The organism is Aeromonas sp. R10-2 (assembly GCF_040908445.1).
Taxonomy (GTDB): Bacteria; Pseudomonadota; Gammaproteobacteria; order Enterobacterales; family Aeromonadaceae; genus Aeromonas; species Aeromonas veronii.
Genome location: NZ_JBFODS010000018.1, coordinates 1 through 20,584, shown reverse-complemented (window position 1 = coordinate 20,584; position 20,584 = coordinate 1). Strand labels below are relative to the sequence as shown.

Below are 20,584 nucleotides of genomic sequence, written 5' to 3'. Positions count from 1 at the left end.
AAGCATCCATCACTTCTAAAATTCCGTCCAATGACAAATTTGACCACTCAACATTCCCAACAGGAATGAAAGGAGCCCTGATGGAGCTACGGGATCTGAAAGCCTTCGTCACTCTGGGGGAGGTGCTGCACTTCGGCCAAGCGGCGGTACGTCAACACGTTACCCAGTCGGCCCTGAGCAAACAGATCAGGCGGCTGGAGGAGGAGCTGGGCGGCGAGCTGTTCGAGCGCAACGCCAGTACCACTCGCCTCACCGGACTGGGCAGGGCGCTATATGAGGATGCCCGCGCTGTGGTCATCCAGAGCGAGCAGCTCTCGCGCACCGCCCGCGACGTGCTGGCGGGCAATGTCGGCACCCTGCGCATCGGCTTTGGCGTGGCCACCAAGATCCTGGTGCCCGCCGCCATCGCCCGTTTTCGCGCCGAGCGGCCGCAAGTGACCATCGAGCTCAACGATCTCTCCACCCACCACCAGTTGCTGGCGCTGAGTGAAGGCAAGCTGGATCTCGGTTTTTGCCGCCTGCCCGCCCCCAAGGGGTGGCACGCCCTGCCGGTGGTCGAAGCCCACTTTGTCGCCGTACTGCCCGCCAGCTACCGAGATGTGAGGGAGTTGGCGGATCTGGTGGACAAACCGCTGGCGATCCTGCGTCGGGACAAGGCCCCGTCCTTTTACGATCACCTGATGAACTATCTGGCCCAGAGCGGGCTGCGTTTTCGCGATATCCAGTACGTCAACGACTTCGCCGCTGGCGTCGCCACCGCGGCGGCAGAGATCGCCTGGACCCTGGTGCCCTCCTCCACCACCATAGAGCACCCGGATGTACTCACCCTGCCCCTGAGAGACGGGGAAGCCTGCTGGACCATTGGCCTTATCCGTCCGCCCCACAGTAAGGGGCCCTTGATCGATGCCTTCTGGGCAACCATCGCCGATATGACGCCAAGATAGACACGCCGTTGGCAAACAGCAGATGGCTGCAACGCATCAACGATAGCGTTCGACGATACGCGCCAACTCGCCGCTTTGTCGCAGCTGTTGCAGGGCACTGTTGAATTCGGTGATCCGGGTATTGAAGCGGGAGTGCTTGCCGATGCAGAGATTGAACGGGGTAGAGGCAAGCTGCAGCGGCACCTCGACCACCTGCCCGGACAATCCCAGCTGGTTGAGTTTGAAACGAGCCACCAGTGGGTCGGTCACCATCAGATCCCCCCGACCCGCCGCCAGCATTTTGAAGACATTATCAACATTGATGGTGTGATGAACGGTGAAGCCCGCCAGGTTCTCCTTGCCCCAGCCGTTACCGAAATAGTCGAGAAAGGTAAGCGATTTGAAGTCGCTCAAGCGGTTGGCACGCTGAAATTCCGCCATGCGGGGATGGGCACGCTGGGTAAAAATGGTTAGCACAGTGGTGGTGACCGGCTCTTCCACAACCAGGGTATAGCTGCGCCGCTCCCGGGTAGCGATGGTGACAAAGCCATCGGCCTGCGCCATCCGCACCAGTTTTTGCGCCCGTTGCCACGGATAACCTTCATGGCGCACCCGCAGCCCCATCTGCGCAACCACCCGATCCATCACGTCGATCATCAGCCCGCGCATCTTGCCCTGTTCGTCACGCCACGAATATGGGGCAAAGTCGTCAAAATAGACCATCTTCAACTCGGCCGCCGGCGCCGCCCAGACACTCTGCCACATCAGCAATCCCCACAGGATTGCGCTCCCCAGACTGACTCTCATGGCCGCGACTCCATCCACTTCTGCCACCTCTGAGCCTAGTGCAAAGCGGGCTGCGGCAAGGATCAGAAACCAGTGAAACAAGTGGCCAGCAAAAAGAGAGGGGAAGCAGTGGCTTCCCCTCTCTCGTTCGTTTGTCAGCACGCCACCTTACCGATGGCGGTCACGGCTTGCCGGTTACGCCAGCTCGGCCCGCAGCGCCTTGGTGGCATCAACCATCACCTTGAGGGCGGCCTCAGTCTCTTCCCAGCCGCGGGTCTTGAGGCCGCAATCCGGGTTGACCCAGAGCCGCTCGGCCGGGATCTGTTTGGCCGCCTTGCGCAGCAACCCCTCAATCCAGCTCTGGCTCGGCACGTTCGGCGAGTGGATGTCGTAGACGCCCGGGCCAATCTCGTTGGGGTAGTTGAAGCGTTCGAACGCTTCGAGCAGCTGCATCTGGCTGCGGCTGGTCTCGATGGTGATCACATCCGCATCCAGCGCCGCTACCGCCTCGATGATGAGGTTGAAGTCGCTGTAGCACATGTGGGTGTGGATCTGGGTGCTGTCCGCCACCGGGCTTGCGCTCAGACGGAAGGCGCGCACAGCCCAATCGAGATAGGCCTGGTGATCCTGCTTGCGCAGGGGCAAACCTTCGCGGATCGCCGGTTCGTCGATCTGGATGATCTTGATGCCGGCGGCTTCCAGATCTGCCACCTCGTCACGAATGGCCAGCCCGATTTGCAGGGCAGATTGCTCGCGGCTCACATCTTCGCGCGGGAAGGACCAGCAGAGGATGGTCACAGGGCCAGTCAGCATCCCCTTGACCGGCTTGTCGGTCAGGCTCTGGGCAAATCGGGTCCATTCGAGCGTCATTGGGGTCGGGCGGTCGATGTCACGGGTGATCACCGGCGGCTTGACGCAGCGTGAGCCATAGCTCTGTACCCAGCCGAAGCGGGTGATGGCAAAGCCATCCAGCAGCTCACCGAAATACTCCACCATGTCATTGCGCTCGGCCTCGCCATGTACCAGCACGTCCAGCCCGATGGCCTCCTGACGCGCGATGGCATCGCGGATCTCGGCCTTAATGCCCGCCTCGTAGGCACTGTCATCGATGCGACCGGCGCGCCAATCCTGCCGCAATACCCGGATCTGCGAGGTCTGCGGGAAGGAGCCTATGGTGGTGGTGGGCAGCAGCGGCAGCTTGAGATCCGAGCGCTGCAGCTCGGCCCTGACCGGATAGGGGCTGTGGCGATCAAAATCGCTGTTGGTGAGGCTGGCGAGCCGTGACTGCACCGCTTTTTTGTGCACCCGGCTGTCGGACTCCCGATCCACGATGGGCTGGCTGTAGGCGGTGATTTTGTCGAGTTCGCCCCCATCCAGATACTCTCTGAGCAGTCCCAGCTCGAAACATTTTTGCAAGGCGAAGGCGAACCAGCTGCGGGTCTGGGGATCCAGCTCCTGCTCCAGGGTCAAATCCACCGGGCTGTGCAGCAATGAGCAGGAGGAGGCCACCCAGAGCCGCTCACCGAGTTTGGCTTTAAGTGCCTTCAGAGTCGGCGCCAGCTTGGCCAGATTGGCACGCCAGACGTTGCGGCCGTTGATCACCCCGGCGGAGATGACCCACTGGGCGGGCAGATGCGGCACCAGGGTCTCCAGTTGCTCGGGGGCGGCCACCAGATCCAGATGCAGGCCATCTACCTTGAGGCTGGTGATGATGTCGCGCTGATGGGCCACCGAGCCGAAATAGGTGGTGAGCAGCAGCTTGCAGGGGCCGCTCAGGCGCTCGTAGGCGTTGAGGTAGGCCAGTCGCCACTCGTCCGGCAGGTCCAGCGTCAGCGCCGGTTCGTCGATCTGCACCCACTCCACTCCCTGGGCGGCCAACTTGGCCAGAATCTCCTGATAGACAATCAGCAGGCGATCGAGCAGTTCAAGGCGGGAGAAGCCGCTCTCTTTCTCCTTGCCGAGCCACAGATAAGAGACCGGCCCCAGCAGCACCGCCTTGACCGGCAGCCCCAGCGCTTTGGCCTCTTCGACCTCGTCAAACAGCTGGCTCCAGCCCAGTTTGAAGCGCTGATCACGGCTGAATTCCGGCACCAGATAGTGATAGTTGGTGTTGAACCATTTGGTCATCTCGGCGGCGGCGGCCGCCGGGCCGGTCGGCGCACGGCCGCGGGCCACCCGGAACAGGGTGTCGAGATCGGTCTCGCCATGACGGTGACGGGCAGGCACCGCATCCACCAGCAGGCTGGTACCGAGCACCTGATCGTACCAGGCAAAGTCGCCCACCGGCAGCAGATTGACCCCGGCGCCGTGCTGGGCCTGCCAGTGGCGCTCACGCAGCGTCTTGCCCACGGCAACGAGTTCGGCCTGAGTGGTCTCGCCACGCCAGTAGGATTCGAGGGCAAATTTCAGCTCGCGCTTGGCGCCGATACGGGGGAAGCCCAGGGTGTGTGCTCGTGTCATAGGTTCATTTCCTTATGCTCATTCATCTGATGGGAAACTGGATGATTTAGCCATCCAGATGTTTACACATCCAAAATGACAAGATAAGGTGACGCTGGCTATTGAATCCTCTTCAAGTGGCTCTCAAATAATCCTCAACTGACCGCCAATCAGGTTCACCGCGAGGATACAGAGGCCGATTTTTACAGGTGCAAGAGGTGCCGCAGTCAAGAAGTGCAGCAGGCCACCGCCGACCGCAACCTCAGCGCCATACGCAATCTCACAAGGAGCCATCTTATGGCAGTGCCAAGCAATGCAGGGATAGAGATCAAACACTTGAAAACATTGACCGCGCTGGCCGAGCAGGGCTCGCTGGCCGGTGCGGCGCTGACCCTCAACCTCACCCAGTCCGCCCTCTCCCACCAGCTCAAAGAGCTGGAGACCCGCCTCAATCTGGAGCTCTACCTGCGCAAAAGCCGCCCGCTGGTGCTGACCGCGGCAGGCGGCCAGCTGCTCGCCCTCGCCCGTCAGGTACTGCCCGCCCTGGCCCAGACCGAGAAGCAGTTGCAGGCCTTGCAGAGCGGCGATGCGGGCAGGCTGCATCTGGCGCTCGATTGCCACAGCTGCATCCAGTGGCTGCTGCCGCTGTTGCCCGATTTTCGCCGCCAGTGGCCTGGGGTGGATCTGGAGGTGGAGTCAGTGCCGGGCTTTGATGCCATCAATGCCCTGCTAGGCGGCCAGCTCGATCTGCTGCTCACCTCCGATGTGCAGGCCCGCGGCGATCTCCACTTCGAGCCGCTGTTTGCCTTCGATCTGACTCTGGTGATGGCGCCGGATCATCCCCTCTGCCACCAGAGCCACATCGAGCCGGGCGATCTGGGGCCGGAGGTGCTGCTGGTCTATCCGGTGGAGCGCAGCCGCATGGATATCTTCAGCCGCTTTTTGCAACCCGCCGGGGTGGAGCCCGCCCGCTGCAAGCCGGTGGACAACACCTCGGTGATGCTGCAGATGGCCGCCGCCGGCCTCGGGGTTGCCGCCTTGCCGCGCTGGGCCAGCGACGAGTTTGTCAGACAGGGGATGCTCTGCGCCCGCCCCCTCGGCAGCGGTATTCGTCGCCATATGTACGGCGCGGTGCGGGCCGCCGATCGGGATCAAGCCTGCCTGCAGAGCCTGTTCGAGCGCATTCGCCGCAAGATGGAGGGATAGCCCTCCTCAGCGTGGCTGACCGACCTCTGCCAGCAGTGCAGGCAACTGCGCCTTGATAAAGTCGATGAGGGCCCTGACCGCCGGTGACAGACCGCGCCGCGCGGGATAGAGCATCACCAGCTTGCCATCTTTGGGACGCCACTCGGGCAACAGTTGTTGCAGCCGCCCATCCGCCAGCTCATTCACGCAGGCGTAAAGTGGCAAGCCCACCATCCCGAGCCCCGCCAGCGCTGCCTGTTTGAGGGTTTGCACATTGTCGCTGCGCAGCAGCACATTGACCGCCACCTCCTCACTCTCCCCACTGTCGTGCCGCAGCCGCAGCAAATCGGCCTGACGCTCCAGCGAGCTGAAAAGCAGGGCATCCTCTCCTTCCAGCTGGCGTGGATGCGCCAGCGCATTGTGGCGGGAGAGCCACGCCGGGGTCGCCAGCACGCCCCATTGCACCGTACAGAGCGGTACCTGCACCAGACTGGAGGGGGACTGCTCGAAGGCCACCCCGCGGATCACTACATCCAGCCCCTCCTCCAGCAGATCCACCTGCCGATTGCTGGCTTGCACGGCGAGCTTCACCTTGGGGTATTGCACCATAAACGCGGGCAGCAAACTGGCAAGCAGCGCATCGGCAATGGTAATGGGCACGCTGATCCGCACCAGACCGCTCGGCTCCTGCTGCCGTTGCCGCACAGCCGCCTCTCCGGCCTGCGCCTCGGCCAGCATCGCCTGACAGTGGCGATAGAGCACCTCACCGGCATCGGTCAGGCTGAGCTGGCGTGAGGTACGTTGCAGCAGCCGGGTATCCAGCCGCTCCTCCAGCAGCCGGATCCGGCGCGAGATCCGCGACTTGGGTACGCCAAGCGCCCGCGCGGCGGCAGTGAATCCCTGTCGCTGCACCACATGGGTGAAGAGATAGAGATCATTCAAATCAAGTTCCAGTGGTGTCATCGGGCTGCCTTGGTCAGGGTGAGGTGCATTCACATCGTTCCACCAATAGAACGATAAGAACCTATTTCACCAGATTGTCGCCATTTTTGCAGCCATCATAATGGCCCTGTCCCCATCAGACGGTTGCTGCTCGGGCAATCCGCCCCACCAGCAAGGGCCGTTTGACTGTTCCGATATCACAAGGAGTTCACCATGAAACTGCGACAAATCTGCTCTGCCACCCTGCTCGGTCTGGCGACCCTGACCGCCACGCTGACCACCACAGCGACACCGGCCATGGCCGCCGAGGCTGCCAGCCATCCGACCGTATCACCCAACCGCTATCTGGAGATGCTCTCCCGAGACAATGCGGTACTGCTGCTGGTCGACCATCAGGTCGGCTTGCTGAGCGGCGTGCGCGACACCACGGTGGGCGAGCTCAAGCACAACGTGGTGGCGCTGGCCAACGCCGCCCGCGCCCTCGGCGTGCCGGTGATCGTGACCGCTACCATGCCCGATGGCATGTGGGGCCCCACCATGCCTGAACTGACCAGTGCCCTGCCGGATGTGAAAGTGATCAGCCGCACCGTCATCAACGCTTGGGACGATCCTGCCGTGCGCGCCGCCATTGAGAAGACCGGCCGCAAACAACTGATCATCGCCGGGGTATCCCTCGAGATCTGCGCCAGCTTCCCGGCCCTCTCTGCCAAGGCTGCCGGCTATGATGCCCGGGTGGTGCTCGATGCCTCCGGCACCTTCAACGAAGCCAAGCGCACCACGGGTCTGCAACGCTTGCTGGGGGCCGGTATCCCGGTCACCGACTACGCCTCTGCCGCGGTCGAGATGCTGCGCAGCAACGTCGACCCCAAGGCGCACGATGTCTACAGCGCCCTCGACATGCCTTTCGCCACCCTGGTGTGGCAGATGCAAGAAGGTGCCAAGAAGTCGTAACTCGCCCCGCCTTCGGTCAGATGACCGAAGGCTTCTTTTGTCTTCAAGAGGTTATATCGATGACCAGACGCCTGACTCTCTCCGCCCCCGTCAAGGACCAACCGCTGCGCATTGGCAGCGGCTTTGCAGCCAGCCATTTTGGCGAACACTTTTTCAACGGTCTGATAGACCCCGTGGTGATGGTGGATCACTTCCAGATGACCGCCCCCACCTTCGAGCCCCATCCCCACGCCGGGATCTCTGCCGTCACCTATCTGTTCGAGGATTCGACGAGCCCCCACGTCAACTACGACACCCTCGGCAATCAGGGCCCCATCGAACCGGGCGCGCTCCACTGGCTGGCGGCCGGGCGCGGGGCCGTACATACCGAGCAGCCGGAAGGGGCATCCCCCTATGTCCACGCCCTGCAAATCTTCGTCAACCTGCCTGCCCGTCAAAAGATGGCGTCGCCTTTTACCGTCCACGCAGCCGCAGCCACCATCCCCGAGTTTCATGGCGAAGGGGTGCGAGTACGGGTGGTCGCAGGCCACAGTAACGGGATAACGGCACCACACTCGGGAGCACTGCCCCAACCCTTTACCCTGCTCGATGGCCATTGCGCGCCCGGCAGCCGCTTCACCCATCTGCTGGCGGCAGGCTGGAATGCCATGATCTATCCCCTGACCGGATCGCTGACCCTTCAGGCGGAGGGAGAGCGGCACCTCATCCCGGCAGGTCACGGGATGGGTGTCAGCCTCTCTGCCGATGGCGGCGAGGCGGTGGCTCTGCAACTGGAGGCCACCGAGCCCTGCCACTTCGTGCTGCTCTCAGGCCAGGCGCTCAATGAACCCCTGGTCAAACATGGCCCCTTCGTCATGAACAGCCACGACGCCATTGCAGATCGGCTGCATGCCTATCAGCGCGGCGAATTTGGCCAGCTCAGCGATGAGTGGCTGCGCAACGGCCAATATCGGCCATGAGCACGCTCGCTGGCCACCAGCCACAAAGCACGCGCTGGCCTCTGGTCTTCCTCGCCATTTTTGCCGGTGCCAGCGGCGCCCTCTGCCTTGGCAAAGTGCCCGCCGTACTCGGCATACTGCGCAGCGAGCTGGGGCTGACACTGGTCGAAGCCAGCTATCTCGCCTCGGCTTTCAATACGCTGGCGATCCTCTTCAGCCTCTTTCTCGGCCTGCTGCTGACTCGCTGGAGTGGGCGGCAAACCGCGGTTGTGGGGCTTTTGATTATCGTCACAGGCGGGGCGTTGGCACTGCCCGCCACCGGGCTGGCCATGATGCTGCTGTCGCGCATTGTCGAGGGGATTGGCTTTTTGCTGGTCTCGGTGGCCATGCCCGCCTTTATCGTGGCGGTGACCCGGGAGGAGGACAAACGGCTGGCCTTGAGCCTGTGGGCGGTCAACCTGCCCCTTGGTGCGGCGGCCGGCATGCTGCTCACCCCCTGGCTCACGGCGCAAGGTGGCTGGCGACTGGCCTGGCTGATCCTGATGTTCCCGCAACTCTCTGCCCTGCTGCTTCTGCTCGCCAGTCGTTCGGCAGATAAACTGCGGGTCTGGGCACCCCAAAACTCGATCAACTCGGGCCACCCGCTGCGCCAGCTCACGGTGCTCCGGCAGAAGGCACTCTGGCGCTACGGGTTGGCGTTCACGCTCTACAGCCTGATGCTCTGGGCGCTCTTTGTCTGGCTGCCAACCATGTTGCAAGGCAGCCCCGGGATTGGCCAAAGCCAGATCGCCCTGCTTTCAGCGCTGGCGGTGGTCGCCAATATTCCCGGCAACCTGATGGGGGCATGGCTGCTGCGCCGGGGCGTGGCACGAGATCGGCTCATCAGCTGGGCACTGGGCCTGATGGCGCTGTGCGGCATGCTCGCCTTCTGGCCCGGCCTGTCGCCGTGGTGGGCCTATGGATTGTGCCTCGTCCTCTCCCTTTCGGGTGGCATGGCGCCGCCAGCGATCCTCTCGTCTGCGCAGGGAGTGAGTCAGGGGCCGGTGCAACTGGCCATCGTGCAGGGCTTTTTTGTCCAGCTCGCCAACCTCGGTCAGCTGCTGGGGCCCTTGCTGCTGGCGGCCCTGATGACGGACAGCGGCCATTGGGGGAGCGCTCGCTGGCTCTTTCTGGGCGGCTTGCTGCTGGTCGCGCTGCTCTATGCCGCGGGCCACCTGCCGGACTCAAGCATGGCTGCGAAACAGGCTCGATCGCATTCGCGGCAAGATGGAAGATGACGAATAGAGAGGGAAACATCACAGTTATCGCAGGGAATGCTGGCCGGACAAGAGGCTGTTCAGTATGTTAACTGTTTAATCATGCTTAACGGTAGCCACCATGTCTCAAGTCGATCTCAATCTCTTTCGCGTCCTCGATGCGGTGATCCGCTATGGTGGTGTCACCACGGCCGCCGAGATGATGGAGATGACCCCCTCGGCCATCAGCCAGGCCATCAGCCGCCTGACCAGCCTGGTGGGCGAGCCGCTGTTTGTCCGCCAGGGACGCGGCATCACCCCCACGGCGCGAGCGCTCAGTCTGCACCACGAGATCATGGTGCCGCTGCACGACATGGAGCGCAGCCTGCAGCGCACCGATCTCTTTGATCCCCAGACCAGTCGGCGCACCTTTCGCATCGCGGGGGTGCCCGATATCGATATCTTCTTCCTGCCGGAGCTCAACAACCTGCTGCAGACCCAAGCCCCCAACTGTCAGCTGGAGTGGAACACCCAGGTGCAGGACGAAGCCCTGCGCCAGAACAGCCTCTATCTGCACAGCGTGGATCTGGTGCTGGCCACCAAGCCGATGGCGGAGCAGGGGATCGAAAACGAGCAGATCATGTCCCAGGCCCTGCGCATCGCCTGCCGCAAGGATCACCCCAGGATCCGCCAGGCCCCCGACATGGCCACCTTCTTCAACGAAAAGCACGTGGTATTGCAAACCAGGCGGCTCGACAGCTTGCTGCTCAACACCCTGACCAAGGCGCCGCTGCCGCCGCGCCAGATTGCCTACGAGAGCGACTCCCTGCTCACCGCTCTTCATCTGGTGAGTCGTACCGACTGGCTCTGCGTCGCCAGCCAGTGGCACATGGAGAAGCTGGGGCAGGCGCTGGATCTGGCCAGCTATCCCCTCCCCTGGCTCTCGGAGGATTGCCCCGTCTACATGAGTTGGCACAAGAGCTCCGGTCAGGATACCGGGCTTAATTGGCTCAAAGATCAGGTGCGGGCCGTCAGTTCGTTTTAAGTATGCTTAACAGTCAAGCATGCCCATCTCCTAATCCTGGCTATCGCTCTTCTCGACAAACCGCCTTATGGATAATCCGCCTTCAGGATAATCGGGGGCCTTTTCTCAACCATTAAGGCGCAGCTCATGACGACATCGTCGTGCCGAAGTAGCTGCGCAGCGCCTCCACCACCCGCCGCACCTTCTCCGGGATCTCCCGTTGCGGTGTGATGGCGTGGATCTCCATCGGCTGCACCCGAAAACCGGGCAGCAGTTCGAGCAGACGCCCCTGCGCCAGATCCTCGCCAATTTCTCCCTCCGGTTGCAGCGAGATCCCCTGCCCCGCCAGCGCAAACTGGCGCAGGGGCAACACGTTATTGCAGAGCACCTTGGCCTTGAACCTCACCCTGTGCTCGCCCCCCTTTTCATCCTGCAGCAGCAAACCGTTGCCCAACATGTCGCCACAGAGCCAGTCGTGGGCGGCCAGATCGGCGGGCGTGCGCGGCGTCCCCTTGCGCGCCAGATAGGCGGGGGCGGCGCAGAGCAGCATCCGGGTCTGCCCCAGTTTGCGGGCAACCAGGGTCGAATCAGGCAAGGTGCCGACCCGCAGCGCCACGTCGATCCGCTCGGCAATCAGATCCCGCTTCTCGTCGTCGGCGATGATCTGGATGGTGAGGCCGGGATGGGCCTGCAACAGCGGCGAGAGGGCCAGAGCCAGCGGCTGGCCCGCCATCCCCACCGGGGCAGTGATCCGCACTTCCCCGAGCAGGGCGTCGCGCACCTCCGAGAGGCGCAGCTCGGTCTCGCTGAGGGTCTGCTGCAACGCCCGGCACCCTTGCCACACCACCTCTCCCGCCTCGGTCAGACTGAGACGACGGGTGGAGCGATGGAGCAGGGGCAGTCCGAGCAGGCTTTCGAGCTGGCTGATATGCTGACTGACGGCGGAGGGGGTCATGCCAAGGGATTTGGCCGCCCCTGTCATGCTGCCCGCTTCCACCACGGCGGCGAAGATGGCGTAACGTCTGAGCTGTTCCATTATTAAATCCAGCTTACAAGTGAGTGCATTTTTGAGGTAATTATTAAATCATAAATGGCGGCGTAGGATAACCCCATTCCAACAGTGAAGGAGAGTTCCCCATGAAGATTGCCCTGATCGGTGCCAGCGGTTTTGTCGGTTCAGCCATCCTGAACGAGGCCATCAGCCGCGGCCATCACGTCACCGCCATCGTCCGCGATGTCAGCAAGGTGGCCGCCCATCCGCAGGTCACCGCCGTGGCGGTAGATGCCCAAAACCCGCAGGCATTGGCAGAGGTGCTCAAGGGGCACGATCGGGTGATCAGCGCCTACAACCCGGGCTGGACCACACCGGATATCTACGACCAGTACCTCAAGGGCGCCAACGCGATCGTCGCAGCAGCCAAAGCGGCCAACAGCTGGCTGCTGGTAGTAGGTGGAGCCGGCAGTCTGGAGGTTGCCCCCGGCGTGCAACTGGTGGATACCCCTGAGTTTCCGGCCGAGTGGAAACAGGGGGCGCTGGCGGCCCGCGACGGTCTCACCGCCCTGCGTCGTGAAACCACCCTCGACTGGCGCTTTGTCTCTCCCCCGGTGTTCCTCGAACCGGGCGAGAAGCGCGGCGGCTATCGGATTGGTGGCGATCAGGTGCTGTTCAGCGGCGAACAGCCTGCCGGGATCACCGCCGGTGATCTGGCTGACGGTGTGCTGAACGAGGTGGAAAAACCGGCTCACCAGCGCCAGCGCTTTACCCTGGGTTACTGAGAGCCATCAATCGGTTAAGGCCAGAATGCGCGGTCACTCACCTGTGCTTTCGGTCAGGTGAACACCCGCTCAACCAGAAGGGAGGCATCCGCCTTCCTTCTGTTTTGGCCATTTTCTGTTTTGGTCATTTTTGCCACTGGCAGCTTGCCTCTGGTTATCACTCTCCCCCTCATCGTTGCCCCTTTACCCCACAATGGCTGCGCAAAAAACCTTCAGCCCATCAGACGCCGAATTCCATTTCGAATTTTGTATATAACTAAGAATAATTTGTTGTTTCCGTCTTGTAACACCGAACAGTAGCATCCCCCCTTATTCCAGATGGCGCCACACCGCAGCGCATACCGACACACTGTCGCGCCATCCCGTTTGCCGCTTATCAGGTCTGCCAACAGCGGAGGCAGTGCAAGAGATGGCGCCAGAGATAACGAAAGAGTGAGGAGGTGCACATGGAACATTCACCACTGCCGATCATCGATCTGGCTGCCCTCAACGGGGCGCCCGAGGTACGTCGCCCTATGCTGGCCAGGCTGGCCGCAGCCGCCCGCGATGTGGGCTTTTTCTATCTGATCGGCCACGGCTTGAGCAAGGTTGAGATGCTAGAGACCCTGGCGCTGGCAGAGCGCTTCTTTGCTCTGCCGGAGCAGGAGAAACTGGCGGTGCAGATGGTCAACAGCCCCCACTTTCGCGGCTACAACCGGGTCGGTGCCGAGCTGACCCGCCAGCGGCCGGATCTGCGAGAGCAGTTCGATATCATGAATGAGGCGCAAGCCCTGCCTGCGGCCCTGATCCGTGAACCCTGGCAGCGGCTGATCGGCCCCAACCAGTGGCCGGCTACCTTTCCCGAGATGAAAGGCCATCTGCTGGCGTGGCAGGATCGGCTGAGCGACATCACCCTCACCCTGCTCGCTGCCTTCGCCGAGGTGCTGGAGCAACCGGCCAACGTGTTTGACGACAGTATTCGCGGCGCCCCCTACCAACACATGAAGCTCATTCACTACCCGGGGCAAGAGGCGGGTGGCAGCAGTCAGGGGGTCGGCGCCCACAAGGATCCCGGCTACCTGACGCTGGTGATGCAGGACAATCACTCGGGGCTTGAGGTCGAGACGGCCGACGGCTGGATCTCCGCACCACCCCTGCCGGGAGCGCTGGTGGTCAATATCGGCGAGCTGCTGGAGCTGGCCTCCAACGGCTATCTCAAGGCGACCCTGCATCGGGTGGTGAGCCCGCCGCCCGGCGTCTCACGCCTCTCCTGCGCCTTCTTTATGGCGGCGCGGCTCGATGCCACCGTGCCACTGCTCACCCTCTCCCCCGAGCTGGCAGCGCAGGCGCAAGGGCCGGAGAGTGACCCGACCAACCCGCTCTTTAATCAGGTGGGGAAGAACGTGCTGAAAGGGCGGCTGCGCTCCCACCCGGATGTGGCGGCCCGTCACTATGGGGAACCCGCTCGCTTCCCGCGCACAGAGAGTGAAGCGATACCGACCTGAGCAGCACAGAGATCCGCCGGCGGGTATATGCATAAGCCACAAGCCGCATGCACATACCCGCGCTGACAAAAACAACAAGCAACGAACAACAAAACAAGTCATGGCCAGAGCCTGGCCATCACGGAGCAACACGATGAAATTCAAGACCATGAGCGTACACAGCGGCCAGCGGATCGACCCACAGACCGGCGCCCTCACCACCCCGCTCTACCAGAGCAGCACCTTCAGCTACTTCAACGCCCAGGCGGGCAAGGAGCGCTTTGCAGGTCAGGCCCCCGGCTTTATCTACAGCCGCTTTGGCAACCCCACCACCGCCGAGCTGGAGCAAAAACTCGCGGCGCTTGAAGGTGCCGATGAAGCGCTGGTGGTGGCGAGCGGCATGGCAGCGGTGAGCGCCATCATGTATGCGCTGGCCGACAGCGGCGATGAGGTGGCCTATATCGGCCCGCTCTACGGCGGCACCGATGCCTTCCTCAAGCAAACCTTCAGCCGAGCCGGCATCAAGGTCACCGCCTACGAGAGTAACCGGGATCTGCTGGCCAACATCCGCCCCGCCACCAAGGTGGTACTGTTCGAAACCCTGACCAACCCCACCCTCAAGGTGGTGGATCCGCGGCTGGTGGTGGAAGCGGCCCGCAAGGTGGGCGCCATCACGGTGTGTGACAACACCTTCCTTACCCCCTACCTGCTGCGCCCGCTGGAGCTCGGGGTCGATGTAGTGATGCACAGCGGCACCAAATATCTGGGCGGCCACGGCGACATCATCGCCGGGGTGGTGGCGGGCTCTCACGCCCTGATGAAGTCGATCCGCACCGTGGCCCTCAAGCATATCGGCTCCCCCATCGGCCCGCAGGAGGCCTACCTGCTGCAGCGCGGGGTCAAGACCCTGCCGCTGCGGATGGATGCCCACCTGCACAATGCGCAGAAAGTGGCCGAGTTTCTGGCCGCCCACCCGGCGGTGAAGAAGGTGATCTACCCGGGCCTTGCCAACCATCCGGGTCACGATGCTCTCGGCGCCTTCGCCAGCGGCTTTGGCGGCATGGTGAGCATCGAACTTGAAGGCGGGTTTGAACGCTGCGCCACCCTGCTCGATAACCTGCAACTGTTCCTGCAGGCGGTGAGTCTGGGCGATTTGGAGAGTCTTGCCTGCCATCCGGCCAGTACCACCCACGCCGCCATGGACGAGGCGAGCCGCCTCGCCGCCGGGGTCAATGACGACCTCATCCGCTTCAGCATCGGGGTGGAAGATGCCGACGATCTGATCGCCGATCTGGCTGCCGCGCTGGCGCAGATCTAACCGGGAGCACACATCTCACTTGCCCACCAAATGGCGGCGAGTGAGATGCCCCAAACACAACAACGGCCCATCAAGGGCCGTTGTTGTTTGTTGCGCTATGGAAAGACGGAATTTACTCCTCCCACACCACCACCTGGGATGAGGGCCAGCGATCCCCGACCTGGGCGTACTTTTGCTCCAGCAGGTGACGCTTGATCTTCATGGTGGGGGTCAGCACGCCGTTCTCGATATTCCAGGGAGTCTTCACTACCAGAATGCCGCGAATTTTGGCATGAGATTCCAGCTGATCGTTGACCCGAACCCGGGCCGCTTCCAGTCTGGCGTTGACCTCCTCCCGATTGCCCTTCATGGCACTCTCGGCCAGCTGCACCAGCGCAATGGGCTGGGGCATGCCGTAACCAATCACGCAGAGCTGTTCGATAATGGGCTCCTGCCCCAGCAGTCCCTCGATGGGTACCGGCGCCACATACTTGCCCTTGGCGGTCTTGAACACATCCTTCATCCGGCCGGTGATGGTGAGATAACCCTCCTTGTCCAGCTTGCCCATGTCGCCGGTGTGGAGCCACCCCTCGGCATCGATGGCCTCGGCGCTGTGCTCGGGATCCTTGTAGTAACCCAGCATCATCCCTTCGCAGCGGCAGAGGATCTCCCCCTCGTCGGAGATCTTGATGGTCACCCCGATCCCCGCCTTGCCGACGGTGCCGATCTTGTCGGCGCGGAACGGGTAGTTGATGGTGGAGTAGGCGTGGTTCTCGGTCATGCCCCAGGCTTCCGTCACCTTGAGACCGATGCTCAGATACCACTCAAGCAGCGCAGGGGAGACAGGCGCGGAGCCGCAGCCGAGTACCCGGGCCTGATCCAGTCCCAACCCCTTTTGCAGCTTGCGTTTGATAAGGCCGGAGATAAGCGGGATCTTGAGCAGCAGTTCGAGTTTCTTCTGGGGCAGCTTCTCGTGGATCTTGATGCGGAACATGGCCCACAGCCGCGGCACCGAGATAAAGACGGTGGGACGGCAGCGTTTGACATCTTCGATAAAGGTGTCGAGAGATTCGGGAAAGGCGATGGTAGCGCCGCCATAGAGACTACCGCCGTAGATGTAGACCCGCTCGGTAATATGGGCCAGCGGCAGGTAGGAGAAGCCCCGATCGGCCTGGCTCAGGCTCACCGTCTCAACCAGCTTCTCGCACGACCAGGCGTAACGCTCGACGCTCAGCATGGCCCCTTTCGGCTTGCCGGTACTGCCGGAGGTGTAGACCAGACTCAGCAGGGAATCAGGGGCCTGCACCGGGCTGTCAGGGATCGGCTCATGCGCCTCCAGCAGATCGTCCCACTGGTGGCTGGCCGGCATGGTGTCATAGGGGAAGGCGATGCGCAGCAGATCGGCGGGTACGCCCGCCTCCTGACTCTTCCAGTCATCCAGCTTGCCGACGAAGATCGCCTTGGCCTCGCTGTGGCGCAGCACATATTCGATGGTGTCGACGTTGGCAGTCGGGTAGATGGGCACGCTCACATACTGCCCCATCTGCATCGCCAGATCGGCGATAAACCACTGGGCACAGTTCTTGGAGAGCAGCGCCACCTTGTCACCGGCCACCAGACCGAGGTGACGCAAGGCCGTCACCATCCGCCGCGCTTCATCGGCCACTTCACCCCAGGTGAAATCGACATATTCGCGGTTGATGGTTTGACGCAGGTAGGTTCGATCAGGACACTGCCGCTCCCAGTGATAGAGCATCTCGAGCGGCAGTTTATTGGCAATGCGTGAGGAGGAGGCCATAGTTTAATCCCTGAAACAAAAGGCGAAACTTATTATTAACCTTTCACTAACTTCAGGGGAAGGATAAACTCAAACTTCAGTTTGAATTGTGTATCCGATCAAGCTTCTGCGTCTTGTTGCAAACGACTCCACATCGCCTGCACCAGTTTTTCATCCTCTTCAGAAAGCTCACCTTGCAAGATCGCCTCGTTGAGGCTGCGCAGCACATAGCTCTTGACGTCCCGCACCAGGGTCTTGCCTTCCAGCTCGGCCCGGGCAACGGCCAATGAGATATGACCTCGCAGGTAACCCCCCGCAAACAGCTCATCGTCGGTCGCGGTAGCAACCATGCTGTCGATCAGTCCCAACAACTTGTGCTCAAAATCGTGAATCGTCATGTAACGCAGCCTCATTTGCGGCAAAAAATTCGGGGGTATGGAACCGCAATCCGGTTGATTGCAGCTCTCTGGCGCCAGGCCAGCAGCGTCCTTGGCGTCCTATTCCGGGTTGGCCACCGGGTAGATGACCTGATCCTTGTATCCCGTGGTTATTCGCAGATAACCACGCAACGCCCGGTTTAATTCGGGATCGTCGGTATCCACCAGCAGCGGCCTGCCCGCAAGGGCGGCAAGCTTGGCTTTGGTTGCCAGCACCTGGATATTGTCCAGCCCGACACACCGAATCACCTCAGGACTCAATTGCTGATTTCCGCGCCCGAACAGATGTCCCTGTCCGCCTATCAGGGTAATGATCAGTCGGCAGCGACGACCGCGGATCCGGGTCAGGATCTCGGCGGCGCTGAGATCCTGCCCGATAAGTCGGCCATTTTCCACCAGATCCACACCGAGCAAAGTATTTTCCAGACTGAGCTCAGCCATACAGGCTGCCACCGTGCTGCCGGAGCCCATCAGATAGAGGGTATCGGGCTCCATCTGCTCCACCACACCGGCTGCGAGATCCGCCAACACCAGCTCTTCGGACTCCTTGCCCCCCTGTTTTACCGCCTGTACGTAACGCAGATCGCCGGGCACCTTCAGCTGGCCGTAGTGGCGGGCCCGCACCTTGCCCGCGCGAAACGCCTCCTCGTCGATGTCGCGCACCTCGGCATCGATCAGGCTGAGCAGTTCCCCTGCGATCATCCGCGCCACCACCCGCCCGCTGGCGGCGGGGGTCACCCCGTAGACGCCGGAGTGGATCTTGCACCCCGCCGGAATGCCGAGCACATGGCAAGACTCCCCCACCGCGGCGCAGATATCCCGCGCCGTGCCATCGCCACCGGTAAACAGCAGCAGATCGACCCCGGCTTCGCGCATCAGCCCGGCGGCGTGGCGGGTATCATCGGCCGAGGTGCTCTCCCCGGCCGGTTGATAGATGACCCGACAGGGCAACCCCAGCTCGCGGGCCAACGCCTCCCCCATCTCTCCCGCTACCGTCAGCAGTTCAAACGGGACATTCAGCTCGCACAGTGGCAACAAGGCTTGCCGCGCCCGTTCCTGCGCCTTGGGCACAGCGCCACGGGCCAGCGCCTCGGCAACCACACCGTCACTGCCCTTGAGCCCCACTGCGCCGCCAATCCCGGCGACCGGATTAATAATGACCCCTAATCGAAACATGCCTGCCTCCCTTGCGATGGCCACCATTTTTATCTTTTCCCCCCTCTGGGACAAGCAGTGGCGCCCCTGCTAGAATGCGCTGCTTCAATTTTCCAACCAATGTTCAACCAAGGTTCAATCATGCTGGAATGGGTTCTTGATCCCTCTGCCTGGGTCGCACTCGCCACCCTTACCCTGCTCGAGATCGTGCTGGGCATCGACAACATCATCTTTATCTCCATCCTGGTAGGTCGCCTGCCGGAGGCGCAGCGTCAAAAAGCGCGTATTCTGGGTCTGGGGCTCGCCATGGGTACCCGGATCCTGCTGCTGCTCTCGCTGGCCTGGGTGATGCGCCTCACCGATCCGCTCTTCACCGTGCTGGGTGAAGCCATCTCCGGCCGCGATCTGATCCTGCTGCTGGGGGGCCTGTTCCTCATCGGCAAGAGTGCCCACGAGATCCACGTCACCCTGGAAGGGGCGGCCGAGCCGGAGAGCGTCAGCAAAGCGGCCTCTGGCTTTATCAGCACCCTGATCCAGATCGCCATCCTCGATATCGTGTTCAGCCTCGACTCGGTGATCACCGCGGTCGGTATGGCCGATCACGTGCCGGTGATGGTGCTGGCGATCATGATTGCCGTCTTCATCATGATGTTTGCCGCCAAATCCATCGGTGATTTCGTCGATGCCCACCCCACCATCAAGATGCTGGCCCTCTCCTTCCTCACCCTGGTCGGTTTCGCCCTGATGGCCGAGGGGATGGACCTGCATATTCCGAAGGGCTACATCTACTTCGCCATGGCCTTCTCGCTGGTGGTGGAGATGATCAACATCCGCCTGCGCAGCCATCACGACAATAACGGGCAAAATAGCGCGCAGTAACCCCGCCCGCACATGCCCTCGCGACCCCAGCTGTCGCGATCAAAAAGAGCGCCGGTCGGGCGCTCTTTTTTTAGGTTCATCGCGGCTTTCCGGGGAAGGCCGCCTTGATTTTCAGAAAAAAGTATTCTGAGTCCCTAAATCCATATGCCATGCGCTTTATCACTTTGATCTTGTTGTTCACCCCTTCCAGCACACTCGTGTGCATCGGGTAGTTTGCACTCGCCAGGATCCCCCGCATATATTTCGATAAATTTCGACCAAATCGTTGCAGCGGCGCTAGCCCGCTTTCCTTCACCTGCCGCATCCAGCTCCGCCATCGTCGCCATCCTTCCCACACGCTCGGCGCATACCAGATGCCCTTCAACCCCTCTTTCAGCACGTACACCATCGCCAGCGGTTGATTCGCCGCCAACAGCTCCTGCAACTTCACATCCTGTTTTTCACTCAACTTCGCCCGATTACGTAGCAGCAACCAACGCGCACTTTTGACCACTTTTCGCGCCGGTTTATCGCTTTTCAGTGCATTCGCCTGCTCCACTCGCACCCGGTCCACCACCTCTCGGCCATAGCGAGCCACCACGTGGAACAGGTCGTAGACCACCTCCGCCTGCGGGCAGTGTTGCTTCACCTCCAGGTCGAACGCCGTGTTCATGTCCATCGCCACCGCTTCAATCTGCTGGCATCGCTCGCCGAGCTGCTCGAAGAAGGGACGGATAGCGGCCCGGCTGTTGCCGTGCCCCACCCACAGGACGCGGATTCGCTCGGCATCCATGATCACGGTGGCATAGCGGTGTCCCTTGTGCAGGGCAAACTCATCCATCACCAGCCGCCGCACCTCCCCAAGTTCGATGGTGCCCACACTGGTCTGCAAACGGCGCTTGTCGATCTCCTTGATGGTGTGCCAACCGACCCCGGTGAGCTGGCTGACATGGCGGATGGGGAGGTACTGAACGAGCGCTTCAATCCAGCACTGCATGCGCCGGGTGAGGCGGGAGCCAGAGGGGAGCCAGTCGATATGTTCACTGACGCGACCACAGCGCAGACAGTCGACGCGGCGAACAGGCAGTTGTAACCAGACTTGTCGGTCAAATAGGTCTCGCTCACGCACCCGGCGGATACGTTGGTCGTGGATCAATGGCGTGGGTTGCAGGCATCGGCGACAACGGGGCAACAGGTCGGCGCGAGGCTCAAGGGTAAACAGGGTGTGATGGTTGGCAGAAAGCGCTTGGGCGATGACGGTATAACCTGGCCAGAAGGAGGCAATATCAATATGATGCACGGCGACAGCAGGGTGATGGTGGTGGTGTGTTTGGAGACAGCCAGTTTACCAGCACCCTGTCTGTCAACTTCCACTTCCCCAAGATCCCGCGAAGAACC

General features: G+C 61.9%; 18 protein-coding genes. 10 read left to right on the top strand and 8 right to left on the bottom strand.

Features of this window, described 5'->3' with window-relative positions:
* The first annotated feature begins 80 nt into the window (after positions 1-80).
* Entirely contained in the window at positions 81-944 is an 864-nt protein-coding gene (locus AB5Y97_RS03775) for a LysR family transcriptional regulator (protein ID WP_021231364.1), read from the top strand.
* Between the two features lie 36 nt (positions 945-980).
* Here AB5Y97_RS03775 and AB5Y97_RS03770 read toward each other — a convergent pair whose 3' ends face one another.
* The gene (locus AB5Y97_RS03770) at positions 981-1,730 is read right to left on the bottom strand and encodes an ABC transporter substrate-binding protein (RefSeq protein WP_201947952.1); all 750 of its coding nucleotides are present in this window, start codon (positions 1,728-1,730) and stop codon (positions 981-983) included.
* Positions 1,731-1,904: 174 nt separating this feature from the next.
* On the bottom strand, positions 1,905-4,169 hold the full coding sequence (metE, locus tag AB5Y97_RS03765; protein ID WP_115521840.1) for a 5-methyltetrahydropteroyltriglutamate--homocysteine S-methyltransferase: 2,265 nt from the start codon (positions 4,167-4,169) through the stop codon (positions 1,905-1,907).
* A gap of 276 nt (positions 4,170-4,445) precedes the next feature.
* On the opposite strand from metE, the gene AB5Y97_RS03760 reads away from it, so the two are divergent.
* On the top strand, positions 4,446-5,354 hold the full coding sequence (locus AB5Y97_RS03760) for a LysR substrate-binding domain-containing protein (protein ID WP_201947951.1): 909 nt from the start codon (positions 4,446-4,448) through the stop codon (positions 5,352-5,354).
* 6 nt (positions 5,355-5,360) lie between these two features.
* On the opposite strand, the gene AB5Y97_RS03755 is transcribed toward AB5Y97_RS03760, so the two are convergent.
* A complete protein-coding gene (locus AB5Y97_RS03755; RefSeq protein WP_201947949.1) occupies positions 5,361-6,296 on the bottom strand; it encodes a LysR substrate-binding domain-containing protein in 936 nt (311 codons plus the stop codon).
* A gap of 192 nt (positions 6,297-6,488) precedes the next feature.
* On the opposite strand from AB5Y97_RS03755, the gene AB5Y97_RS03750 reads away from it, so the two are divergent.
* The 4 genes from AB5Y97_RS03750 to AB5Y97_RS03735 all read left to right on the top strand — a co-directional run bounded on the left by AB5Y97_RS03750 (position 6,489) and on the right by AB5Y97_RS03735 (position 10,444).
* Positions 6,489-7,226, top strand: coding sequence for an isochorismatase family protein (locus AB5Y97_RS03750; RefSeq protein ID WP_201947947.1), 738 nt, complete (start codon positions 6,489-6,491; stop codon positions 7,224-7,226).
* 59 nt (positions 7,227-7,285) lie between these two features.
* The gene (locus AB5Y97_RS03745) at positions 7,286-8,185 is read left to right on the top strand and encodes a pirin family protein (RefSeq protein WP_368157255.1); all 900 of its coding nucleotides are present in this window, start codon (positions 7,286-7,288) and stop codon (positions 8,183-8,185) included.
* Positions 8,182-9,441: a CynX/NimT family MFS transporter gene (locus tag AB5Y97_RS03740; protein WP_201947944.1), complete on the top strand. Its 1,260-nt coding sequence runs from the start codon at positions 8,182-8,184 to the stop codon at positions 9,439-9,441. The genes AB5Y97_RS03745 and AB5Y97_RS03740 overlap by 4 nt, the downstream gene beginning before the upstream one ends.
* Before the next feature lie 100 nt (positions 9,442-9,541).
* The gene (locus AB5Y97_RS03735) at positions 9,542-10,444 is read left to right on the top strand and encodes a LysR family transcriptional regulator (RefSeq protein WP_013723653.1); all 903 of its coding nucleotides are present in this window, start codon (positions 9,542-9,544) and stop codon (positions 10,442-10,444) included.
* Positions 10,445-10,568: 124 nt separating this feature from the next.
* On the opposite strand, the gene AB5Y97_RS03730 is transcribed toward AB5Y97_RS03735, so the two are convergent.
* Positions 10,569-11,459 carry a LysR family transcriptional regulator gene (locus AB5Y97_RS03730; protein WP_201947942.1) on the bottom strand — a complete coding sequence of 297 codons (891 nt, stop codon included), beginning with the start codon at positions 11,457-11,459 and terminating at the stop codon, positions 10,569-10,571.
* Positions 11,460-11,560: 101 nt separating this feature from the next.
* Between AB5Y97_RS03730 and AB5Y97_RS03725 the strand changes: the two genes are divergently transcribed.
* The 3 genes from AB5Y97_RS03725 (at position 11,561) to AB5Y97_RS03715 (ending at position 14,980) form a co-directional block, all read left to right on the top strand.
* Positions 11,561-12,199 (top strand): NAD(P)-dependent oxidoreductase, encoded by a 639-nt coding sequence (locus tag AB5Y97_RS03725; protein ID WP_021231373.1) that lies wholly within the window; start codon positions 11,561-11,563, stop codon positions 12,197-12,199.
* Between the two features lie 446 nt (positions 12,200-12,645).
* Positions 12,646-13,683: an isopenicillin N synthase family oxygenase gene (locus AB5Y97_RS03720; protein ID WP_201947941.1), complete on the top strand. Its 1,038-nt coding sequence runs from the start codon at positions 12,646-12,648 to the stop codon at positions 13,681-13,683.
* 133 nt (positions 13,684-13,816) lie between these two features.
* Complete coding sequence (locus AB5Y97_RS03715; protein ID WP_201947939.1) at positions 13,817-14,980, top strand: PLP-dependent aspartate aminotransferase family protein; 1,164 nt, start codon at positions 13,817-13,819, stop codon at positions 14,978-14,980.
* A gap of 112 nt (positions 14,981-15,092) precedes the next feature.
* Here AB5Y97_RS03715 and AB5Y97_RS03710 read toward each other — a convergent pair whose 3' ends face one another.
* The 3 genes from AB5Y97_RS03710 to AB5Y97_RS03700 form a co-directional block, all read right to left on the bottom strand.
* A complete protein-coding gene (locus AB5Y97_RS03710; protein WP_042052884.1) occupies positions 15,093-16,757 on the bottom strand; it encodes an AMP-binding protein in 1,665 nt (554 codons plus the stop codon).
* A 98-nt stretch (positions 16,758-16,855) separates the two neighbouring features.
* Positions 16,856-17,134 carry a YfcL family protein gene (locus tag AB5Y97_RS03705; RefSeq protein ID WP_005333639.1) on the bottom strand — a complete coding sequence of 93 codons (279 nt, stop codon included), beginning with the start codon at positions 17,132-17,134 and terminating at the stop codon, positions 16,856-16,858.
* Between the two features lie 99 nt (positions 17,135-17,233).
* Positions 17,234-18,349 (bottom strand): ATP-NAD kinase family protein, encoded by a 1,116-nt coding sequence (locus tag AB5Y97_RS03700; protein ID WP_201947938.1) that lies wholly within the window; start codon positions 18,347-18,349, stop codon positions 17,234-17,236.
* 120 nt (positions 18,350-18,469) lie between these two features.
* On the opposite strand from AB5Y97_RS03700, the gene AB5Y97_RS03695 reads away from it, so the two are divergent.
* The gene (locus AB5Y97_RS03695; protein WP_005352619.1) at positions 18,470-19,207 is read left to right on the top strand and encodes a TerC family protein; all 738 of its coding nucleotides are present in this window, start codon (positions 18,470-18,472) and stop codon (positions 19,205-19,207) included.
* A gap of 76 nt (positions 19,208-19,283) precedes the next feature.
* On the opposite strand, the gene AB5Y97_RS03690 is transcribed toward AB5Y97_RS03695, so the two are convergent.
* Positions 19,284-20,486 carry an ISL3-like element ISAeme19 family transposase gene (locus AB5Y97_RS03690; protein WP_368157222.1) on the bottom strand — a complete coding sequence of 401 codons (1,203 nt, stop codon included), beginning with the start codon at positions 20,484-20,486 and terminating at the stop codon, positions 19,284-19,286.
* Positions 20,487-20,584 lie beyond the last annotated feature (98 nt).